This window comes from Maricaulis maris MCS10 (assembly GCF_000014745.1).
GTDB lineage: Bacteria > Pseudomonadota > Alphaproteobacteria > Caulobacterales > Maricaulaceae > Maricaulis > Maricaulis maris_A.
The window spans coordinates 1,675,017-1,691,829 of record NC_008347.1 but is presented as its reverse complement, the minus strand read 5'-3'; the positions used below and the strand labels follow the sequence as shown (position 1 = coordinate 1,691,829).

Genomic DNA, 16,813 nt, shown 5'->3' with positions numbered 1-16,813 from the left:
TAACCAAGCCCGTTAAGGGGATTTTCGCGCTTTGCCGCTAACGTCAACTCCGTAAGCAATAAAACGACCATCAAAGGTCGGGTGGAGTATGTGTGATGGCGATGGCAGAAAGCGTGGCACCGGAAGCGGCGCCCAGTTCCGATTATCTTGAGCTTCTCCAGCTTGTGGAGCGCCTCCACCGGCAATTGCTGGATGTGGTCAAGGATGAACTCGACCGGGAAGGTCTCGACGATTTGAACAGCGTACAGGCTCTGTTGCTGTTCAATATCGGTGACCAGGAGCTGACCGCAGGTGAATTGCGCACACGCGGCCACTATCTGGGATCCAATGTCTCCTACAATCTCAAAAAACTCGTCGATGCCGGCTATATCCGCCATCAGCGGTCAGCCGTCGATCGTCGCTCTGTCCGGGTCAGCCTGACCGAGGGTGGGCATGCGGTTTGCAGCCATCTCAATGCCTTGTTCGAGCGTCAGGGCACATCACTGGCCCCGGTCGGCGGTGTTGAAGTCGAGCAATTGCCGGCGATGAATACGGCGCTTGCCCGCATCGAGCGCTTCTGGGCGGATCACATTCGTTTCCGGATGTAATTCCCGGTCAGACGACAACTGAACTTATCCATTGGGTGCGGCGCTTCGTCCATTATACGGATGGCTGTCGAGACGCTATATGTCGACTCATTGTCGTGTCGGCATGTATAGATCGTCGTGAAAGGCCCACCCATGGATTACCAATCCGCGTTCCAGGATGCTGTCCGCCGCGTCAAGGCGGAGGGGCGATATCGCGTCTTTGCCGACCTGCTGCGTCGCAAGGGTGATTTTCCTGTCGCGCGCTGGCGCACCGAAGACGGCAAGGTCCGCGATGTTACGGTCTGGTGCTCCAATGATTATCTCGGCATGGGCCAATTGCCCTGTGTCGTGGAGTCGATGAAGAAAGCCATCGATGATGTCGGATCCGGCGCGGGTGGCACGCGCAATATTTCCGGGACCACACATTATCATGTCGAGCTCGAGCGCTCGCTTGCCGATCTGCACCAGAAAGATTCAGCCCTGCTGTTCACCTCCGGCTATATTGCCAATGAGGCGACGCTCGCGACGCTGGGCAAGATCCTGCCTGGCCTGATCATGTTCTCGGACGAGCTCAATCACGCCTCGATGATCGAAGGTGTGAAGGGCGCGCGCTGCGAGAAGCGGATCTGGCGCCACAACGACGTCGCCCATCTGGAAGAATTGCTCGCCGCAGCACCGAAGGACGCGCCCAAGGTCATTGCGTTTGAGTCGGTCTATTCGATGGACGGCGATATCGGCCCGCTGGAAGCGGTCTGTGATCTCGCCGACAAATACGGTGCGCTGACCTATCTCGACGAAGTCCATGCCGTCGGTCTTTACGGCTTGCGCGGCGCCGGGATCGCCGAACGGGACGGTCTGATGGACCGGATCGACATCATCGAAGGGACGCTGGGCAAGGCATTTGGTGTCATGGGCGGATATATCGCTGCCGATGGCGCGATCGTCGATGCGATCCGCTCGCTTGCGCCGGGTTTCATCTTCACGACGGCATTGCCGCCAGCCCTGGCGGCCGGTGCCCGGGCCAGCGTTGAATACCTCAAGGCAGCGCATCATCTGCGCGAGCAGCACCAGGAGCGGGCCGCCAGCCTGAAGACACAGTTGCTGGCGGCAGGTTATCCTGTGATGCCGTCGGATACCCATATCGTGCCGGTCAAGGTTGGCGACCCGGTGTTGTGCAAACGGATCTCCGACATGCTGCTCGATGAGCACGGGATCTATGTGCAGCCGATCAACTACCCCACCGTGCCGCGTGGAACGGAACGGTTGCGCCTGACGCCCAGCCCGCTGCACACCGACGCAATGTTTGACCAACTCGTCGAGGCGCTGGATGATGTCTGGGAGCGGGCGTCTGAGCAGGCCGGGGTGGCCCGGGGCTGATCTGCAGCGTCCCGGTTCCGAGGTAGGCCGATGCCCGGCGAAATCTTTGTCGAAATCCAGAAAGTAGGGAATGCCCTGCGCGTCGCCGCGATTGACGGTGCGACGGCGGAAGAAGTGGTCTTCCAGGTTCCGGCCCGCACCCCCCGTGCCGATATCGACACGCTGGCGCGAGCCAAGCTGGCCTGGAAGCTCAAGCGTTGCGCGGCCAATGAAAAACGGCCGAGCAAGGGGCCCGGCCGTCGAGGAATTGAAGTCTAGGCAGAGGAGGCGTCAGCCGTCCTTCTTGCCGCGTCCCAGGCCAATATCCTTGGCGAATTGCGACCGCTTGCGCGAATAGGCCGGAGCGACCATCGGATAGTCCGATGGCAGGTTCCATTTGCGGCGGTAATCGTCCGGAGACATGTTGTATTGCGAGCGCAGATAGCGCTTCAGCATTTTCAGTTTCTTGCCGTCTTCCAAACAGACGATGTAATCGTCGGCGACGGACTTGGACAGGGCAACCGCCGGTTTTGTCTTCGGCTCCGGCTTGGCTTCGGATTCGGAGACTTCCTTCATGGTCGCATGAACTGACCGGATCAGGTCAGGAACATTATCGGCGGGCATGGAGTTGTGCGACAGGTAGGACGCGACGACATCGGTCGTCATCCGCAGCAATTCTTCCTTGTCGATGTCGGGGAGCATGTCTTCAGCCATGAGGCAAACCTTTCAGGAAACGCTGACTTGTTTTTGTCACAAATGGTGACTTCATTGATCATTGCAAGATCAGATCGGTATTATGTGTTGAGCATGAGTTCAAGTGTGCATAGTCAAATATATTTAATTTGCAGCAGCACAGTCTGAACTGGCCAAATAAACGCCATCAGGCGCAGGCCCGATATGCCGCTATCTGCGTTGTCGCTAATTGTCGGCTTGCCCCACTCAGAGCAGCGCCTTATCACACAGGTCAAAATACCTGAGGACGCGTCATGCCTGATACCCAGATCGAAGCCGGAAACGAGAGCCCATTCTTCACCCGCTCCATTGTTGAGAGTGATCGCGAGGTGGCTCATGCCATCCACGAGGAAATCAATCGTCAGCAAAACCAGATCGAGTTGATCGCGTCGGAAAACATCGTGTCCCGGGCGGTGCTGGAAGCGCAGGGTTCTCCACTCACCAACAAGTATGCCGAAGGCTATCCCGGTCGTCGTTATTATGGCGGTTGCGAGTATGTCGATGTGGTCGAGACCCTGGCCATCGAGCGGGCCAAGGCGCTGTTCGGCGCCCAGTATGCCAACGTCCAGCCCAATTCCGGTAGTCAGGCCAATCAGGGTGTCTTTCTGGCGCTGTTGAAGCCGGGCGACACGATCCTGGGCATGTCGCTCGACGCCGGCGGTCACCTGACCCACGGTGCCCGGCCGAACATGTCGGGCAAATGGTTCAAGGCCGAGAGCTATGGTGTCCGCGAAAGCGACGCCCGGATCGATTATGATGCTGTTCGGGCCAAGGCGATCGAGGTCAAGCCGCAGCTGATCATTGCCGGCGGGTCGGCCTATCCGCGCGAGATCGATTTTGCCGAATTCCGCAAGATCGCGGATGAGGTCGGCGCGTATCTCATGGTCGACATGGCCCATGTCGCGGGATTGGTGGCGGGGGGTGTCTACCCTAATCCGATGCCACATGCGCATGTTTGCACCACGACCACGCACAAGACCCTGCGTGGGCCGCGCGGCGGCATGATCCTCTCCAATGATCCTGATCTCGGCAAGAAGTTCAATTCAGCCATCTTCCCGGGTCTTCAGGGCGGCCCGCTGATGCATGTGATTGCCGGCAAGGCGGTCGCCTTCGGTGAAGCCCTGCAGCCGGAGTTCAAGGATTACGTCACCCGTGTCGTGGCAAATTGCCAGGCCCTGTCGAAAGCCATCACGGATGGCGGCTATGCCATTGTTTCAGGCGGCACCGACAGTCATCTGGCGCTGGTCGACCTGCGCCCGAAAGGGTTGAAGGGCAATTCGGCGGAACAGGCGCTCGAGCGAGCCTTTATCACCTGCAACAAGAATGGCGTTCCCTTCGATCCGGAAAAGCCGACCGTCACCTCCGGCCTCCGTGTCGGGTCCCCGGCCGCGACAACACGCGGTTTCGGTGTCGCTGAATTTACCCTGGTTGGCGAGCTGATGGTCCGCGTGCTGGATGCTTTGGTGGACCAGCCTGATGGCGATGCAGAAGTGGAGGCCGAAGTGCGCGAGCAGGTGAAGGCGTTAACTGCACGCTTCCCCATCTATCCCGAACTGGCCTAAGATACCGGCATGCGTTGTCCTTTTTGCGGTCATCCCGACACCCAAGTGAAAGATTCCCGTCCTGCCGAGGACGGGAATGCCATCCGGCGTCGGCGGCAATGTCCGTCCTGCGCCGCCCGTTTCACCACGTTCGAGCGCGTGCAACTTCGCGAGCTGACGGTGATGAAGAAATCCGGGCGCCGGGTTCCATTTGACCGCGAAAAGCTCAATCGCTCGATCCAGCTCGCCATGCAAAAGCGCAATATCGAGCCCGACCGGATCGACCAGATGATCTCCGGCATCGTGCGGCGTCTCGAATCGACGGGCGAAACCGATGTCACCTCCGACCGTGTCGGCGAGCTGGTGATGGAGGGGCTGAAGAATCTCGATGCCGTCGCCTATGTCCGGTATGCCTCGGTGTACAAGGACTTCCACAAGGTCGAAGACTTCCGCGAATTCATCACCGATGAAGCTCTGACGGCCCATTTCGGTCCTCGCGAAGACGACGACGGATGAGTGGCGCGGCGCGTCCGCTTGTCACGCTGAAGCTGGCTACCTCGCTCGACGGGAAGATTGCGCTCGCCAATGGCGTGTCGCAATGGATCACCGGGCCGGAGAGCCGTGCTGTTGTCCACCGCATGCGCGCCGCCCATGACGCTGTTTTGACCGGGATCGGCACCATCCTCGCCGATGATCCGCGCCTGACAGCGCGACCCGAGGGCGGCTGCGAGCGCCAACCTGATGTGATCATCATGGACAGTCAGGGCCGCACGCCGGCCACGGCACAGGTGTTCAAGGGCGGAGATCGATCGGTCACCCTGATCCCGCATCGTGATCTGGAACGCGCCATGAAAGGCTGCGAGCGGGTCATGATCGAGGCGGGGGCCAGGATTGCTGCTGCTGCCATCCAGGCTGGGTTGGTCGACCGGATCGAATGGTTCCGCGCCCCGATGGTGCTGGGCGGTGACGGTTTGCCGGCACTTGCAGCGCTGGGCCTTGAGACGCTCGACAAGGCGCCCATCTTCAGACGGGTGGGCGTGATCGAACGGGGCGCCGACCTGCAGGAAACATACGAACGGAACCGCTGATGTTTACCGGAATTGTCACTGCCAAGGGCCGGGTCCGTTCAATCAGCGGCGACAGCCAGCGGCGTTTCGAGATCGAAGCTCCCTATGACCCGGACGGGATCGCTATGGGCGCGTCGATCGCCCATGCTGGCGCCTGTCTTACGGTTGTCGGGAAGGGCCGGACCGGTGAGGGGTGCTGGTTTGCGGTAGACGTCTCGCCGGAAACGCTGTCGCTGACCACGCTGGGCAGCTGGCGCGAAGGTGATGCGATCAATCTTGAGCGCGCCCTGGCATTGGGTGAGGAACTTGGCGGGCACCTGGTCACCGGCCATGTCGACGGCATTGGCGAGCTTGTCGGCCGCCGTGATGACGGCGATTGGATCGTGCTGACGGTGAAGCCACCGGCAACGCTCAACAAATTCATTGCCCGCAAGGGTTCGATCACTGTCGATGGCGTGTCGCTGACGGTCAATGGCGTGACTGACGAGACCTTCGACCTGATGATCATTCCCCATACTGCCGACGTGACGACGCTGGGCGCGCTGCAAATTGGCGCACACGTCAATCTTGAGGTTGACCTCATGGCGCGCTACGCCGCCCGTCTGAGCGAATTCTCGCCGACCTGATTTCTGGAGACGCGCGTGAGCGACATCCCACTTTCCCCCATCGAGGACGTCATCGAGGATGCGCGCAATGGGCGCATGTTCATCCTCGTCGACGCGGAAGACCGCGAGAATGAAGGCGACCTGGTCATCCCGGCCAAGTTCGCCACACCGGATGCAGTCAATTTCATGGCCAAGCATGGCCGTGGCCTGATCTGCCTGGCGATGAGCCAGGAGCGGGTCGAACAGCTCGATCTCAAGCTGATGTCCAGTGACAACCGGTCCCGCCACCAGACCGCTTTCACCACCTCGATCGAAGCCCGTGAAGGCGTCACCACCGGCATTTCCGCCCATGACCGGGCCCGCACCATCGAGGTCGCGACGGATCCGTCCAAGGGCGCTGATGATATCGCGACACCGGGCCATGTCTTCCCGCTGGTCGCCCGCGATGGCGGCGTGCTGGTTCGGGCCGGACACACCGAAGCCTCGGTCGATGTGGCGCGCCTGGCCGGTGCCGGCTCGGCCGGTGTGATCTGCGAGATCATGAATGAGGACGGCTCGATGGCGCGCCTGCCTGATCTGGTCGCCTTTGCCCAGTTGCACGGTCTGAAGATCGGCACGATTGCCGACCTGATCGCCTATCGCCGCAAGAATGACCGCTTCATCGAGCGCCGGATCGAAAGCGAGTTTTCCTCGCAATTCGGGGGGCCGTTCAAGCTCGTCGTCTTCCGCAATACCCTGGACGGGTCCGAGCATGTCGCCCTGGTCAAGGGGCAACCGAACGCGTCCGAGCCAACTACTGTGCGCATGCACAAGGTCAGCTTCGTCGATGATGTCCTGCACGAGAGCGGACCGCGTGGCGCCCTGGTCGAAGCCGGTATACGCGCAATTTCCGACGCGGACGGGCCGGCGGTGATGGTCTTCATTCGCGAGACCTCCCATACCGCCATCATGGAACGCCTTGGCGCTCATCCTGTTCTGGCCCAGGACGAACGGGAAGCTCGCCGCTTGCGCGAATATGGTGTTGGTGCGCAAATCCTGCTGGATCTGGGGGTGCGCGACATGGTGCTCCTGTCTACCAAGCCGCAAACGATTGTTGGCCTGGACGGCTATGGTCTTTCCATCCGCGAAGAGCGGCATTTTCCGGAGGGTGACGCATGAGCGCGCCAAAATATCTCATCATCGCGGGCACTTTCTATCGCGACATCGCCGATGGCCTGATCAAGGGCGCGCGCGAGGCCATTGAGGCCAAGGGCTTTGCTTTTGACATTGTCGAAGTCCCGGGAGCGCTGGAAATTCCGGGCACGATCGCCCAGGCCGAAAAGGCCGGCGCCGGCTATGATGGCTATGTCGCGTTGGGATGTGTCATTCGTGGCGAAACCACGCATTACGACTATGTCTGCGGTGAATCGGCTCGTGGAATCATGGATTTGAACCTGAAGGCCATCCCGGTCGGCAATGGTATCCTCACCGTCGAGAACCGCGCACAGGCCTTGAAGCGGGCGATCGACAAGAATAAGGGCGCGGATGCAGCGAATGCAGCGATGATGCTGATCGAGCTGCGCAACCGGTTCAGGAGCGCATGAGCATGGCCACTGCCAGCAAGGAATCACCATCTGAAAACCGCGCCCGCCTGCGCCGTGCCGCACGGCTGTCGGCGGTCCAGGCCCTCTACCAGATGGAGATTGGTGGTCTCGGCGCCAGCGCGGTCATCCGCGAATTCCGCGAGCACCGTTTCGGTGCCTGCGGCGAGGCTCCCGAATTCGTCGAGGCCGATGAGGATTTCTTCGAGAGCCTGGTCGCCGGAGTCGTCGAACGCCAGGCCGATGTCGATCCGGCGATGGACGCGCTGCTGGCCGACAAGTGGCGGCTCGAGCGTTTGGACGCGACCGTCCGCGCCATCCTGCGGGTTGGCGGCTTTGAGCTTCTTTATCGCAAGGATGTGCCGGCGCGTGTGGTGATCGACGAGTATATCGAGGTCGCCAATGCCTTTTTCGAGGGGGCCGAGCCCAAATTCATCAATGCGGCCTTTGATCGCTGCGCACGTGGCGCCCGTCCGGACGAATTCTAGGCGATGGCCGGGGACGGCGAATTCGAGTTCATCCGGACGCGGCTCCTGCCGCTGACAGAGGGTGATCCCGCCGCGCTCGGCCTTGCCGACGATGCTGCCCTGCTGCAAGCCGAACCGGGACAGGAAACCGTTCTGGCGTGTGACAGCCTGGTCGCCGGCGTCCATTTTCTTGACAGTGACACGCCTGCCGTGGTGGCAGCGCGGGCCTTGCGGTCCAATCTCTCCGATCTCGCTGCCATGGGCGCGCGTCCGCGTGGTTATCTGTCCGCCATCGCCTGGCCGGAGGCGCTCGATGCCGCGTGGCGCGAGGCTTTTGTGCGTGCACTGCATCGTGAGCAATCCAGATACGGTCTGGTGCTGATCGGCGGCGACACCACGTCGACGCCGGGACCTCTGACGGTGACACTGACGCTTGTCGGCCAGATCGAGACCGGCACCGCGCTGCGCCGTTCCGGGGCGCGTCCGGGTGAGGATGTCTGGGTGTCGGGCATGATCGGTGACGGATTGCTCGGGCTGCTTTCGGCAAGGAAAGCCGGAACAGAGCTGGCTGGCGCGCTTGAGCGCTACCAGGCGCCGGATCCGCGACTTGAACTGGGACTTGCCCTGCGGGGACTGGCCAGCGCTGCCATTGACGTGTCCGATGGGTTGCTGGCCGATGCCGGCCACATCGCGGCGGCCAGCGCCTGCTCGCTCAGGGTGGATGTCGATACTGTGCCGGTTTCGCCAACGGCCAGGGACTGGCTGGAGTCGGGGGGGGCGTTGGACGCCCTGCTTGCCGGTGGTGACGATTATGAACTCCTCTTTACGGCACCGGCAGGGTGTCGGGAGCGGATCGCCGCGCTGGGTCTGTCGCTGGACACCAATCTGACGCGCATCGGATCGGTGATGGCGGGGGAGGGCGTGCAGGCGCGATGGGGTGATGGCAGCCTGATGCAGCCGCGGAAATCGGGCTTTACGCATTTTTGAGGCAATGCTGTCAGTCTCTGCTTTGATTGAGAGGCCGTCATGCGTTTTCTGTTCGCTGTCCTGTTGTCCCTGTTGCTGTCGCCGCTCGCAACGGCGCCTGTTTTGGCAAGGGTGTCGCCGCCCGCCGAATCGAGTGGCGGATCGCAGGAAGGTGGTCGTTCGAACCGCATCCTGACCCTGTTCAATCTGGCCGGATCTGAGGATGAGGACGAGGTTGAGGTCGAGGACAATGATGACCCGCGTGCTTTCACAATGCCGACGGTCGTTGCGCCCCTGTCTCGCGACGGTCGCCTGACCGGCTACGCCTATGTGCAGCTTCGGGTCCGATTCGCGGATGGGCAGAACATCTGGGATGCCCGTGAAGCGGCCCACTACGCCCTCGATGCTGCAGTGCGGGCGAGCTTTCGCCATTCGATCTCCAATGAGGACGGCTCCGGTCTCGACAATGAGCTCGCCGTGCAGGTCTGGGAGACAGCCCTGCGTGAGCATTATGGCCAGCGTGCGATTGACCATGTGGAGATTCGCCAGGCCGACACCCGGATTCTCCGTCGCTAGAACTATATTGCACTGCAACAAGTCAATGCCATGACTGGATAAAGAGCGCGTATTGCACCGCTCTGTTCCATTGGGCATAGTCCCCCCAACAATAAAAAGAATAACGGGGGAGGTGTCTAAGGTCGGCGTGATCACACGCGCATGCTTTCCCGTTTTCCTTCCGAGACCATAACGTTGTGAACAAACGGGGCTGGAATCCATGAACATGCTATTATTGGCCATTGCGGCCGCTGTTCTTGCCATCATCTACGGGGTCGTACAGACCCAGCGGCTGATGTCGGCAAGCGCGGGCACTGAAAAGATGCAGGAAATCGCATCGGCCATTCAGGAAGGCGCAAACGCCTACCTCAAACGTCAATACACCACCATCGGTATCGTCGGCATCGCCGTCTGCGTCCTGATCGCTGTCTTCCTTGGCTGGCAGGTTGCACTGGGCTTTGCCATTGGCGCCATCCTGTCGGGAGCTGCGGGCTTCATCGGCATGCTGGTCTCGGTCCGCGCCAATGTGCGCACCACCCAGGCCGCTAGCACCAGCCTGGCTGCCGGTCTTGCGGTCGCGTTCCGCTCGGGTGCCGTCACAGGCATGCTGGTTGCCGGCTTGGCCCTGCTGGGTGTTGCCGGGTATTACTGGGTCCTGACAGGCCCGATGGGCCTCGTTCTGGGAAGCGATGAAACCGGTCGGATCATCATCGATTCGCTGGTTGCACTCGGCTTTGGCGCCTCGTTGATTTCGATCTTTGCCCGTCTCGGCGGCGGTATCTTCACCAAAGGTGCGGATGTCGGTGGTGACATGGTCGGCAAGATTGAAGCCGGTATCCCGGAAGATGATCCCCGCAATGCCGCCACCATCGCCGATAATGTCGGTGACAATGTCGGTGACTGCGCCGGCATGGCCGCGGACCTGTTCGAGACCTATGCCGTGACCGTGGTCGCCACCATGGTGCTGGCTGCGATCTTCTTCACCGGCGAGCTCGCTTCGACGATGGTGCTCTACCCGTTGATGATCGGTGCGGCCTGCATCGTGACCTCGATTGTCGGCACTTTCTTCGTCAGCCTGGGCAAGGGCACCAATGTGATGGGCGCGCTCTACAAGGGCCTCATCGTCGCCGGTGTGTTGTCGATCGGCGCCCTGTGGCTGGTCACGGACTACACCATCGGCATGGGTGACATCGCCGAAGTGAATGGCAAGATGATCACCGGGATGAACCTGTTCTGGTCCGGTATTATCGGGCTTGTGGTCACCGCCGCGATCATCTGGGTCACCGAATACTATACCGGTACCGAATACCGTCCGGTGAAATCGGTCGCCAAGGCGTCCGAGTCCGGACACGGCACCAATGTCATCCAGGGCCTCGCGGTCTCGCTGGAATCGACGGCGCTGCCGGCGCTGATCATCATCGGCGGCATCCTCGGGACCTATACGCTGGCAGGCCTGTTCGGCATCGCCATCTCGGTGACGACCATGCTGGCGCTGGCCGGTCTGATCGTGGCCCTCGATGCCTTCGGTCCGGTCACCGACAATGCGGGCGGTATCGCCGAAATGGCCGGTCTCGATGAGAGCGTCCGCAACACGACGGACACGCTGGACGCGGTGGGTAACACCACCAAGGCCGTCACCAAGGGCTATGCCATCGGCTCTGCCGGCCTGGGTGCCCTGGTCCTGTTCGCGGCCTACACCACCGATGTCGAACACTTGCTGGGGATCGAGCCGAACTTCTCGCTCGAGAACCCGTATGTGATCGTCGGCCTCCTGTTTGGCGGTTTGCTGCCTTACCTGTTCGGCGGCATGTCGATGATGGCGGTGGGCCGCGCGGCCACGGCTGTCGTTGCCGAAGTGCGTCGCCAGTTCAAGGAGATCCCGGGCATCATGGAGTACAAGGCGAAGCCGGATTATGGCCGCGCCGTGGACATCCTGACCAAGGCGGCGATCCGCGAGATGATCGTGCCGTCGCTTCTGCCCGTGCTGTCGCCGATCGTGCTCTACTTCGCCATCAATGCCATTGCCGGTCAGGCGCAGGCGCTGGCGGCTGTCGGTGCGATGCTTCTGGGTGTCATCGTCAACGGTCTCTTCGTCGCGGTCTCCATGACTGTCGGCGGCGGTGCCTGGGACAATGCCAAGAAGTATATCGAAGACGGCAATCACGGCGGCAAGGGCTCGGAAGCCCACAAGGCCTCCGTGACCGGTGACACCGTGGGTGATCCCTACAAGGACACCGCCGGCCCGGCTGTGAACCCGATGATCAAGATCACCAATATCGTGGCCTTGCTGCTGTTGGCCTTCCTGGCCCACTAGTCATCATCATCGAGACGATCTGAGAGCTCCGGCCAGCGGCCGGAGCTCTTTCTTTTTGCCAGGGTCTCGCAGCGCAATTTCCAGGTTTCCTCGGCGTCGGAATAGGCGGCCTGACAGGCCGGCCAGACCGGATGCGGTTCGCTCTCCCAAATCCCCTGGATAACCGGTCCATGGCCCGGGAACGGGAGTGATCATGGGGTGGGCGAAAAGGAGGGCGGACAAGTTTTCTCGATTCTTTGATGTAGCGCACTTTCCCTCTCCCCTGGGAGAGGGCCAGGGTGAGGGGTAAGTCCCGGTGAGCGCAGGAGAAATCCCCCCTCATCCGGCCTCCGGCCACCTTCTCCCAGGGGATAAGGAAAGGGTGCTCAGTGTGGAGTAGGCGCGTCGATGCGGCGCTTGGGACTGGGGCAATCGGCCAATGGTGGTGACGGATCGTCGAGCGGCGAAGATTGCTGGCGGTCGATCGGCTAGCCTTGAATCATGGCCGCGGCACTGGAGCCCGCCGTGGGATCAAGGAGAAAGGTCTTCCATGAAGTATGTTTTGATAAGTGTTCTGGCGGCGGGGCTGGCCGCATGTTCCGGCAATACCGGGTCAGCCCAGGCTGTGCTGGCGCAGGATCAGGCGGTGGACGCGATTGCGCGTGAATGGGTCGAAGCGCATGATTTCAATGGCGTCATCATGTCTAGCGCGCCAGGCCTTCCGCCCTATCAACTGGTCGTAGGCGTGGCGGACCCGGATACGGCGCGGTCGCTCACAGCGGACACGGCATTCCAGACCGGTTCGGTCGAGAAGTATTTCGCAGCCCTCGTGGTTTTCGCCCTGATTGATGAGGGGGTGCTGGACATTGATACCTCGATCTCGGCCTATCTTCCCGACTACCGGAGCGATACCGGCGACCGGCTGACACTGCGCCATATCCTGAGCAATCAGTCAGGTCTTCCCAATGACCTTCTCCAGGCCTTCAGACGGGTCGCCAATGGCGAGATGGAGGCGGTCGAAGCGATCCGTGTCCCCGAAGCTGTTTCGCTCTACGCCAGCGGCGATCTTGCTTTCGAGCCGGGGGAGCAATTCGACTATGCCCTCTCTAATTGGCTTCTGGTTCAATACCTTCTGGAGGAAGTGACTGGCCTGCCTTACCCGCAATTGCGGGCGCGGCATGTCTTCGAACCGGCGCAAATGCGCCAGAGTGGCGGCTATCTCAACGACCTGTCCAATACCGATCCGCGGGTGAATGATGTCGCGATCGGATTCGATCCGGGCGATCCGGCAGGGCAGGGCGATTATTGGTCGCCGAGCTTCTTTCGGGGCAGCTACACGACCGCGGCGGACATGATCGCATTGGAGCGAGCGCTTGCCGATGGGCGGGTGTTGAGCGCGGCGAGCCTGGACCTGTTCCGGACGGTGCAGGCGCCACAGCAAGCCTATGCGTTTGGTGGCCGCTTTCGGGACTGGGAGCTGTGTGGCGAGACCCGCCCGGTCTCCACCCAGTCGGGCTCCAACGGCGCCTCCAACATGACGTCGGCCTACGACATCCAGTCAGGTCATGCCGTGGCCATGCTGACCAATGTGGATGAAAGCCAGGGTGAAATGTTCGCCCTGTCAGCGCGATTGCTGGAAACCATGATGGGATGCGGCGAATAATCCGGAACGCCGTTGCGGCCCGCTTGCCCCGGATATTCAGCAAGCCCGGGCCTTGAGCAAAGAAAAGCCCCGACCGTCCGGTCGGGGCTTTTTCTGGATGTGACGCTGTCGTGTCGACCGACTACTGGTCGCGACGTGGACCACCGGCGCCGCCTGGCAGGTTCTGCTCGCCGCCGAACTGTTCGGTGGGCAGGCGTCCGACATTGCCGAGCAGCTGCTCAAGGAAGGTCAGCTCGCGGCCCCGGGTCGGGGTTTCGCGATCGGCAATGGCAACCACGCGGCCATCTTCCAGCCCGTATTCAGCAACATCGCTGACCAGACCATTCTCGTCGAAAGTCACCGCGATGATGCGGCGGTCACGCGTTGCAGGGCGCAGATAGGCCAGGCTCTCGCGGGTCGCCGAGATATAATACCAGGTGTTCTCTTCGAAGGTGCCGCGGGTCGACGGGTTGCCGAGGCGCGAGAGGACGGAGCTCTCGGTGTCTTCGGCGACGATGATTTCAGGCACGTCCTGGGTGGTGTAGCGATAGCCGTGCGAGCGCAGGACCGGGTTGCAGGCCGATGCGCCGATCGCACAGGCGGCGATCAGGATTGTAAGGCTAACGCGACGCTTCATCAGGAACTCCTGCAAGATGGTACGGCCCCGCGCGACGTGGTGTCGCGTGCGGCCCTGTCTTGACCTAACCGGGGGCGAGCTTAGCTTCAAGCGCCAATTCTTGGGAGTGCGGATCGCATGTTGAACGGTCTTTTCGGCAAGAAGCCGGAAAAAGCTCGCGCCGAAGCGCTTTACCGCCATGTCGTGGCGGCGGCGCGGTCACCTGATCTGTATGCCCGGCTGGGTGTTCCCGACACGGTCGAGGGCCGTTTCGAGATGATCATCCTGCACTGCGCGCTCGTCGTGTTGCAGCTGCAGGCGCTCGGGGATGTCGATGATGCCCGCAAGCTGTCGCAGGCGCTGTTCGACACCATGTTCGACGATTTCGACGCTGGCATGCGCGAGATGGGCGTGGGGGATTCGGGGGTCGGCAAGAAAATCCGCTTCATGGCGGAAGGGTTTTACGGCCGCGCCGAGGCCTTGCGACAGGCCGCGGGCGAAGAGGATCCGGGCCAATTGCAGGCGGTGCTGGCGCGCAATGTCTACAATACGCAGGGCGACGACCCACGGGCGTCCGCCCTTGCCCTATACGTCAACTCGACCATTGCCGGGCTTGATGCGCAGGGCGGGGCCGCCCTGCTGGACGGTGGTCAACCTGATTTCGCGACGCCCTGATCGCCGTCTTGCCGCCTTGCATTGCTTGGGCCATGGGCTAAGTTCCGCGGGCTTTTTTGGCGCTTTGGCGCCTCTGCGAGGGACACGGCACCGCTACTCATGACAGCCATTCCAACGATTTCGGTCGACGCCATGGGCGGCGATCTCGGACCGGCCGCGGTCGTCGAGGGTATCGGCCACGCGCTCAAGCGCTGGCCGGACCGCAAGGCGACCTATCTCCTGCACGGCGACGAAGCCCTGCTCGCGCCGCTTCTGGCCAGGCATCCCAAGGTCGCGGCCGTCTGCGAGCTGCGCCACACGGAGACCCTGGTCCAGATGACCGACAAGCCCAGCGAGGCCGTTCGGCGCGCCCGCGGCTCCTCGATGTGGAATGCGATCCAGAGTGTGAAGTCTGGCGAGGCCGGGGCGATCGTGTCGTCCGGCAATACCGGCGCCCTGATGGCGATCGGCAAGGTCATCCTGCGCATGAAGAAGGGCGTTCACCGCCCGGCGATCTCGGCCAACTGGCCGACCCCGAAGGGTCATACCGTGGTCCTCGATGTTGGCGCCAATGTGCAGTGCAATGCGACCCAGCTGGTCGAATTTGCCATCATGGGTGAGGCCTATCACCGCGCCGTGTTCGGCGGCGAGGCGCCCAGCGTCGGCCTGTTGAATGTCGGCCAGGAAGAGCTCAAGGGCAATGATACCGTGCGTGAGGCCGACCAGCTGATCCGCAAGGCCAATCTGGATATTGCCTATCAGGGCTTCATCGAGGGCAATGACATTTCCGCCGGCGGTATCGATGTCGTCGTCACCGACGGTTTCACCGGCAATATTGCGTTGAAGACCGCCGAAGGCACGGCCCGCCTCGTGGCCGGCTGGGTGCGCGATGCACTGACCAGCTCTTTGCTGGCCAAGCTGGCCGCCGGCCTGTTGTCGCTGGGCGCGCTTGAACGCCTGCGTCAGCGCATGGATCCGCGCTACATCAATGGCGGTGTGCTTTTGGGCCTCAAGGGCATTGTGGTGAAATCGCATGGCGGCGCCGACGGCGAAGGCTTCGCCTCTGCACTCGGTCTGGCCTATGTGATGGCGCAAAGCGATTTCATGGCCCAGATCCGCGCCAATCTCGACAAGTTTGCCAGTTTTGAAGAACAGGAAGTCGCAGCAGCGTCATGACTGAACTGAGTGCGCGTATTGCCGGTATCGGGTCGCATCTGCCCGAGCGGATTCTGAATAATGACGAAATCTCCGCCATGGTGGACACCAGCGATAGCTGGATCCGTGAGCGCACCGGTATCCGCCAGCGCCATATTGCCGGCGAGGGGGTCACCACCTGCGACCTGGCCGAACGCGCCGCCCGTCGTGCGCTCGAGGATGCCGGCATTGCCGCTGAAGAGCTCGACCTGATCGTCGTCGCGACGACCACTCCGGATTTCACCTTCCCCTCGGTTGGCACCATGCTGCAGGCGCGGCTGGGTGCGACACAGGGCGCGGCCTTTGATGTCCAGGCCGTGTGCACCGGTTTTGTCTATGCGCTGTCCATGGCCGACAACATGATTGCGCGTGGACAGGCGAAAACGGCACTCGTCGTCGGTGCCGAGACGATGTCACGAATTCTCGACTGGACTGACCGCTCGACCTGCGTGCTGTTCGGCGATGGCGCCGGCGCCATGGTGTTGCAGGCCGCCGAGCCGGCGGGAGAGGGCACGGACCGGTCCGGTATTCTGGGCACTTATCTGCGCTCGGACGGGCGTTTCAAGGACCTGCTCCATGTCGATGGCGGACCATCCTCGACGGGAACGGTCGGGCATCTGCGCATGGTCGGCAATCAGGTCTTCCGGCACGCCATCACCAATATCGCCGAGTCGATGACCACGATTGCCTCGCGCTGCGGCGTGACGATCGAGGAGGTCGACTGGTTCGTGCCGCATCAGGCCAATCAGCGCATTCTTGAGGGTGTGGCGCGGCGTTTGTCGATCCCGACGGAAAAAGTGATCTCTACGGTTGCAGATCATGGCAACACGTCCGCAGCCTCGGTCCCGCTGGCTTTTGACCGGGCTGTCCAGGACGGAAGGATCAAGCGGGGCGACCTGGTTTTGATGGAAGCGCTGGGTGGCGGATTCACCTGGGGCGCGGCCCTCGCGCGGTATTGATATCTTATTTCACCAGTTTC

General features: G+C 61.8%; 19 protein-coding genes. 17 read left to right on the top strand and 2 right to left on the bottom strand.

Annotated elements, in window-relative coordinates; translation table 11 throughout:
* Window positions 1-95: 95 nt before the first annotated feature.
* The 3 genes from ldtR (at window position 96) to MMAR10_RS07990 (ending at window position 2,201) form a co-directional block, all read left to right on the top strand.
* Window positions 96-587 carry a transcriptional regulator LdtR gene (ldtR, locus tag MMAR10_RS08000; RefSeq protein WP_011643480.1) on the top strand — a complete coding sequence of 164 codons (492 nt, stop codon included), beginning with the start codon at window positions 96-98 and terminating at the stop codon, window positions 585-587.
* A gap of 132 nt (window positions 588-719) precedes the next feature.
* Window positions 720-1,943: a 5-aminolevulinate synthase gene (gene hemA / locus MMAR10_RS07995; protein WP_011643479.1), complete on the top strand. Its 1,224-nt coding sequence runs from the start codon at window positions 720-722 to the stop codon at window positions 1,941-1,943.
* A gap of 30 nt (window positions 1,944-1,973) precedes the next feature.
* Entirely contained in the window at window positions 1,974-2,201 is a 228-nt protein-coding gene (locus MMAR10_RS07990) for a DUF6898 family protein (protein WP_011643478.1), read from the top strand.
* A 12-nt stretch (window positions 2,202-2,213) separates the two neighbouring features.
* Here MMAR10_RS07990 and MMAR10_RS07985 read toward each other — a convergent pair whose 3' ends face one another.
* Window positions 2,214-2,636 (bottom strand): MucR family transcriptional regulator, encoded by a 423-nt coding sequence (locus MMAR10_RS07985; RefSeq protein WP_011643477.1) that lies wholly within the window; start codon window positions 2,634-2,636, stop codon window positions 2,214-2,216.
* A gap of 272 nt (window positions 2,637-2,908) precedes the next feature.
* Here MMAR10_RS07985 and glyA point away from each other — a divergent pair, with 272 nt between their 5' ends.
* The 11 genes from glyA (at window position 2,909) to MMAR10_RS07930 (ending at window position 13,391) form a co-directional block, all read left to right on the top strand.
* Window positions 2,909-4,216 (top strand): serine hydroxymethyltransferase, encoded by a 1,308-nt coding sequence (glyA, locus tag MMAR10_RS07980; RefSeq protein ID WP_011643476.1) that lies wholly within the window; start codon window positions 2,909-2,911, stop codon window positions 4,214-4,216.
* A 9-nt stretch (window positions 4,217-4,225) separates the two neighbouring features.
* Window positions 4,226-4,711 carry a transcriptional regulator NrdR gene (nrdR, locus tag MMAR10_RS07975; RefSeq protein ID WP_011643475.1) on the top strand — a complete coding sequence of 162 codons (486 nt, stop codon included), beginning with the start codon at window positions 4,226-4,228 and terminating at the stop codon, window positions 4,709-4,711.
* A complete protein-coding gene (locus tag MMAR10_RS07970; protein ID WP_011643474.1) occupies window positions 4,708-5,283 on the top strand; it encodes a RibD family protein in 576 nt (191 codons plus the stop codon). The genes nrdR and MMAR10_RS07970 overlap by 4 nt, the downstream gene beginning before the upstream one ends.
* Window positions 5,283-5,888 (top strand): riboflavin synthase, encoded by a 606-nt coding sequence (locus MMAR10_RS07965; protein ID WP_011643473.1) that lies wholly within the window; start codon window positions 5,283-5,285, stop codon window positions 5,886-5,888. The genes MMAR10_RS07970 and MMAR10_RS07965 overlap by 1 nt, the downstream gene beginning before the upstream one ends.
* 15 nt (window positions 5,889-5,903) lie before the next feature.
* The gene (gene ribB, locus MMAR10_RS07960; protein ID WP_011643472.1) at window positions 5,904-7,025 is read left to right on the top strand and encodes a 3,4-dihydroxy-2-butanone-4-phosphate synthase; all 1,122 of its coding nucleotides are present in this window, start codon (window positions 5,904-5,906) and stop codon (window positions 7,023-7,025) included.
* Window positions 7,022-7,450 (top strand): 6,7-dimethyl-8-ribityllumazine synthase, encoded by a 429-nt coding sequence (ribH, locus tag MMAR10_RS07955; RefSeq protein ID WP_011643471.1) that lies wholly within the window; start codon window positions 7,022-7,024, stop codon window positions 7,448-7,450. The genes ribB and ribH overlap by 4 nt, the downstream gene beginning before the upstream one ends.
* 2 nt (window positions 7,451-7,452) lie before the next feature.
* Window positions 7,453-7,935, top strand: coding sequence for a transcription antitermination factor NusB (gene nusB, locus MMAR10_RS07950; RefSeq protein WP_011643470.1), 483 nt, complete (start codon window positions 7,453-7,455; stop codon window positions 7,933-7,935).
* 3 nt (window positions 7,936-7,938) lie between these two features.
* Entirely contained in the window at window positions 7,939-8,901 is a 963-nt protein-coding gene (gene thiL, locus MMAR10_RS07945) for a thiamine-phosphate kinase (RefSeq protein WP_011643469.1), read from the top strand.
* 39 nt (window positions 8,902-8,940) lie between these two features.
* A complete protein-coding gene (locus MMAR10_RS16165; protein ID WP_011643468.1) occupies window positions 8,941-9,456 on the top strand; it encodes a hypothetical protein in 516 nt (171 codons plus the stop codon).
* Window positions 9,457-9,655: 199 nt separating this feature from the next.
* Window positions 9,656-11,749: a sodium-translocating pyrophosphatase gene (locus tag MMAR10_RS07935; RefSeq protein ID WP_011643467.1), complete on the top strand. Its 2,094-nt coding sequence runs from the start codon at window positions 9,656-9,658 to the stop codon at window positions 11,747-11,749.
* Window positions 11,750-12,278: 529 nt separating this feature from the next.
* Complete coding sequence (locus MMAR10_RS07930) at window positions 12,279-13,391, top strand: serine hydrolase domain-containing protein (RefSeq protein ID WP_011643466.1); 1,113 nt, start codon at window positions 12,279-12,281, stop codon at window positions 13,389-13,391.
* 121 nt (window positions 13,392-13,512) lie between these two features.
* Here the strand turns inward: MMAR10_RS07930 and MMAR10_RS07925 are convergent, their stop codons facing one another.
* The gene (locus MMAR10_RS07925) at window positions 13,513-14,007 is read right to left on the bottom strand and encodes an outer membrane protein assembly factor BamE (protein WP_011643465.1); all 495 of its coding nucleotides are present in this window, start codon (window positions 14,005-14,007) and stop codon (window positions 13,513-13,515) included.
* Window positions 14,008-14,124: 117 nt separating this feature from the next.
* Here MMAR10_RS07925 and MMAR10_RS07920 point away from each other — a divergent pair, with 117 nt between their 5' ends.
* The 3 genes from MMAR10_RS07920 (at window position 14,125) to MMAR10_RS07910 (ending at window position 16,793) form a co-directional block, all read left to right on the top strand.
* Window positions 14,125-14,661: a ubiquinol-cytochrome C chaperone family protein gene (locus MMAR10_RS07920; protein ID WP_011643464.1), complete on the top strand. Its 537-nt coding sequence runs from the start codon at window positions 14,125-14,127 to the stop codon at window positions 14,659-14,661.
* 99 nt (window positions 14,662-14,760) lie between these two features.
* Window positions 14,761-15,816: a phosphate acyltransferase PlsX gene (gene plsX, locus MMAR10_RS07915; RefSeq protein WP_011643463.1), complete on the top strand. Its 1,056-nt coding sequence runs from the start codon at window positions 14,761-14,763 to the stop codon at window positions 15,814-15,816.
* Window positions 15,813-16,793, top strand: a complete 981-nt coding sequence (locus MMAR10_RS07910; RefSeq protein WP_011643462.1) for a beta-ketoacyl-ACP synthase III — start codon at window positions 15,813-15,815, stop codon at window positions 16,791-16,793. Before plsX ends, MMAR10_RS07910 begins: the two co-directional genes overlap by 4 nt.
* The last annotated feature ends 20 nt before the right edge of the window (window positions 16,794-16,813 follow it).

What these genes read in the sequence shown, in the direction of transcription:
- plsX (WP_011643463.1), top strand. Translation starts at nt 14,761, where the DNA reads ATGACAGCCATTCCAACGATTTCGGTCGACGCCATGGGCGGCGATCTC.
- MMAR10_RS07990 (WP_011643478.1), top strand. Translation starts at nt 1,974, where the DNA reads ATGCCCGGCGAAATCTTTGTCGAAATCCAGAAAGTAGGGAATGCCCTG.
- MMAR10_RS07985 (WP_011643477.1), bottom strand. Translation starts at nt 2,636, where the DNA reads ATGGCTGAAGACATGCTCCCCGACATCGACAAGGAAGAATTGCTGCGG.
- MMAR10_RS07930 (WP_011643466.1), top strand. Translation starts at nt 12,279, where the DNA reads ATGAAGTATGTTTTGATAAGTGTTCTGGCGGCGGGGCTGGCCGCATGT.
- MMAR10_RS07910 (WP_011643462.1), top strand. Translation starts at nt 15,813, where the DNA reads ATGACTGAACTGAGTGCGCGTATTGCCGGTATCGGGTCGCATCTGCCC.
- glyA (WP_011643476.1), top strand. Translation starts at nt 2,909, where the DNA reads ATGCCTGATACCCAGATCGAAGCCGGAAACGAGAGCCCATTCTTCACC.
- hemA (WP_011643479.1), top strand. Translation starts at nt 720, where the DNA reads ATGGATTACCAATCCGCGTTCCAGGATGCTGTCCGCCGCGTCAAGGCG.
- ribH (WP_011643471.1), top strand. Translation starts at nt 7,022, where the DNA reads ATGAGCGCGCCAAAATATCTCATCATCGCGGGCACTTTCTATCGCGAC.
- MMAR10_RS16165 (WP_011643468.1), top strand. Translation starts at nt 8,941, where the DNA reads ATGCGTTTTCTGTTCGCTGTCCTGTTGTCCCTGTTGCTGTCGCCGCTC.
- MMAR10_RS07920 (WP_011643464.1), top strand. Translation starts at nt 14,125, where the DNA reads ATGTTGAACGGTCTTTTCGGCAAGAAGCCGGAAAAAGCTCGCGCCGAA.
- MMAR10_RS07925 (WP_011643465.1), bottom strand. Translation starts at nt 14,007, where the DNA reads ATGAAGCGTCGCGTTAGCCTTACAATCCTGATCGCCGCCTGTGCGATC.
- MMAR10_RS07970 (WP_011643474.1), top strand. Translation starts at nt 4,708, where the DNA reads ATGAGTGGCGCGGCGCGTCCGCTTGTCACGCTGAAGCTGGCTACCTCG.
- ldtR (WP_011643480.1), top strand. Translation starts at nt 96, where the DNA reads ATGGCGATGGCAGAAAGCGTGGCACCGGAAGCGGCGCCCAGTTCCGAT.
- nusB (WP_011643470.1), top strand. Translation starts at nt 7,453, where the DNA reads ATGGCCACTGCCAGCAAGGAATCACCATCTGAAAACCGCGCCCGCCTG.
- nrdR (WP_011643475.1), top strand. Translation starts at nt 4,226, where the DNA reads ATGCGTTGTCCTTTTTGCGGTCATCCCGACACCCAAGTGAAAGATTCC.
- MMAR10_RS07935 (WP_011643467.1), top strand. Translation starts at nt 9,656, where the DNA reads ATGAACATGCTATTATTGGCCATTGCGGCCGCTGTTCTTGCCATCATC.
- MMAR10_RS07965 (WP_011643473.1), top strand. Translation starts at nt 5,283, where the DNA reads ATGTTTACCGGAATTGTCACTGCCAAGGGCCGGGTCCGTTCAATCAGC.
- thiL (WP_011643469.1), top strand. Translation starts at nt 7,939, where the DNA reads ATGGCCGGGGACGGCGAATTCGAGTTCATCCGGACGCGGCTCCTGCCG.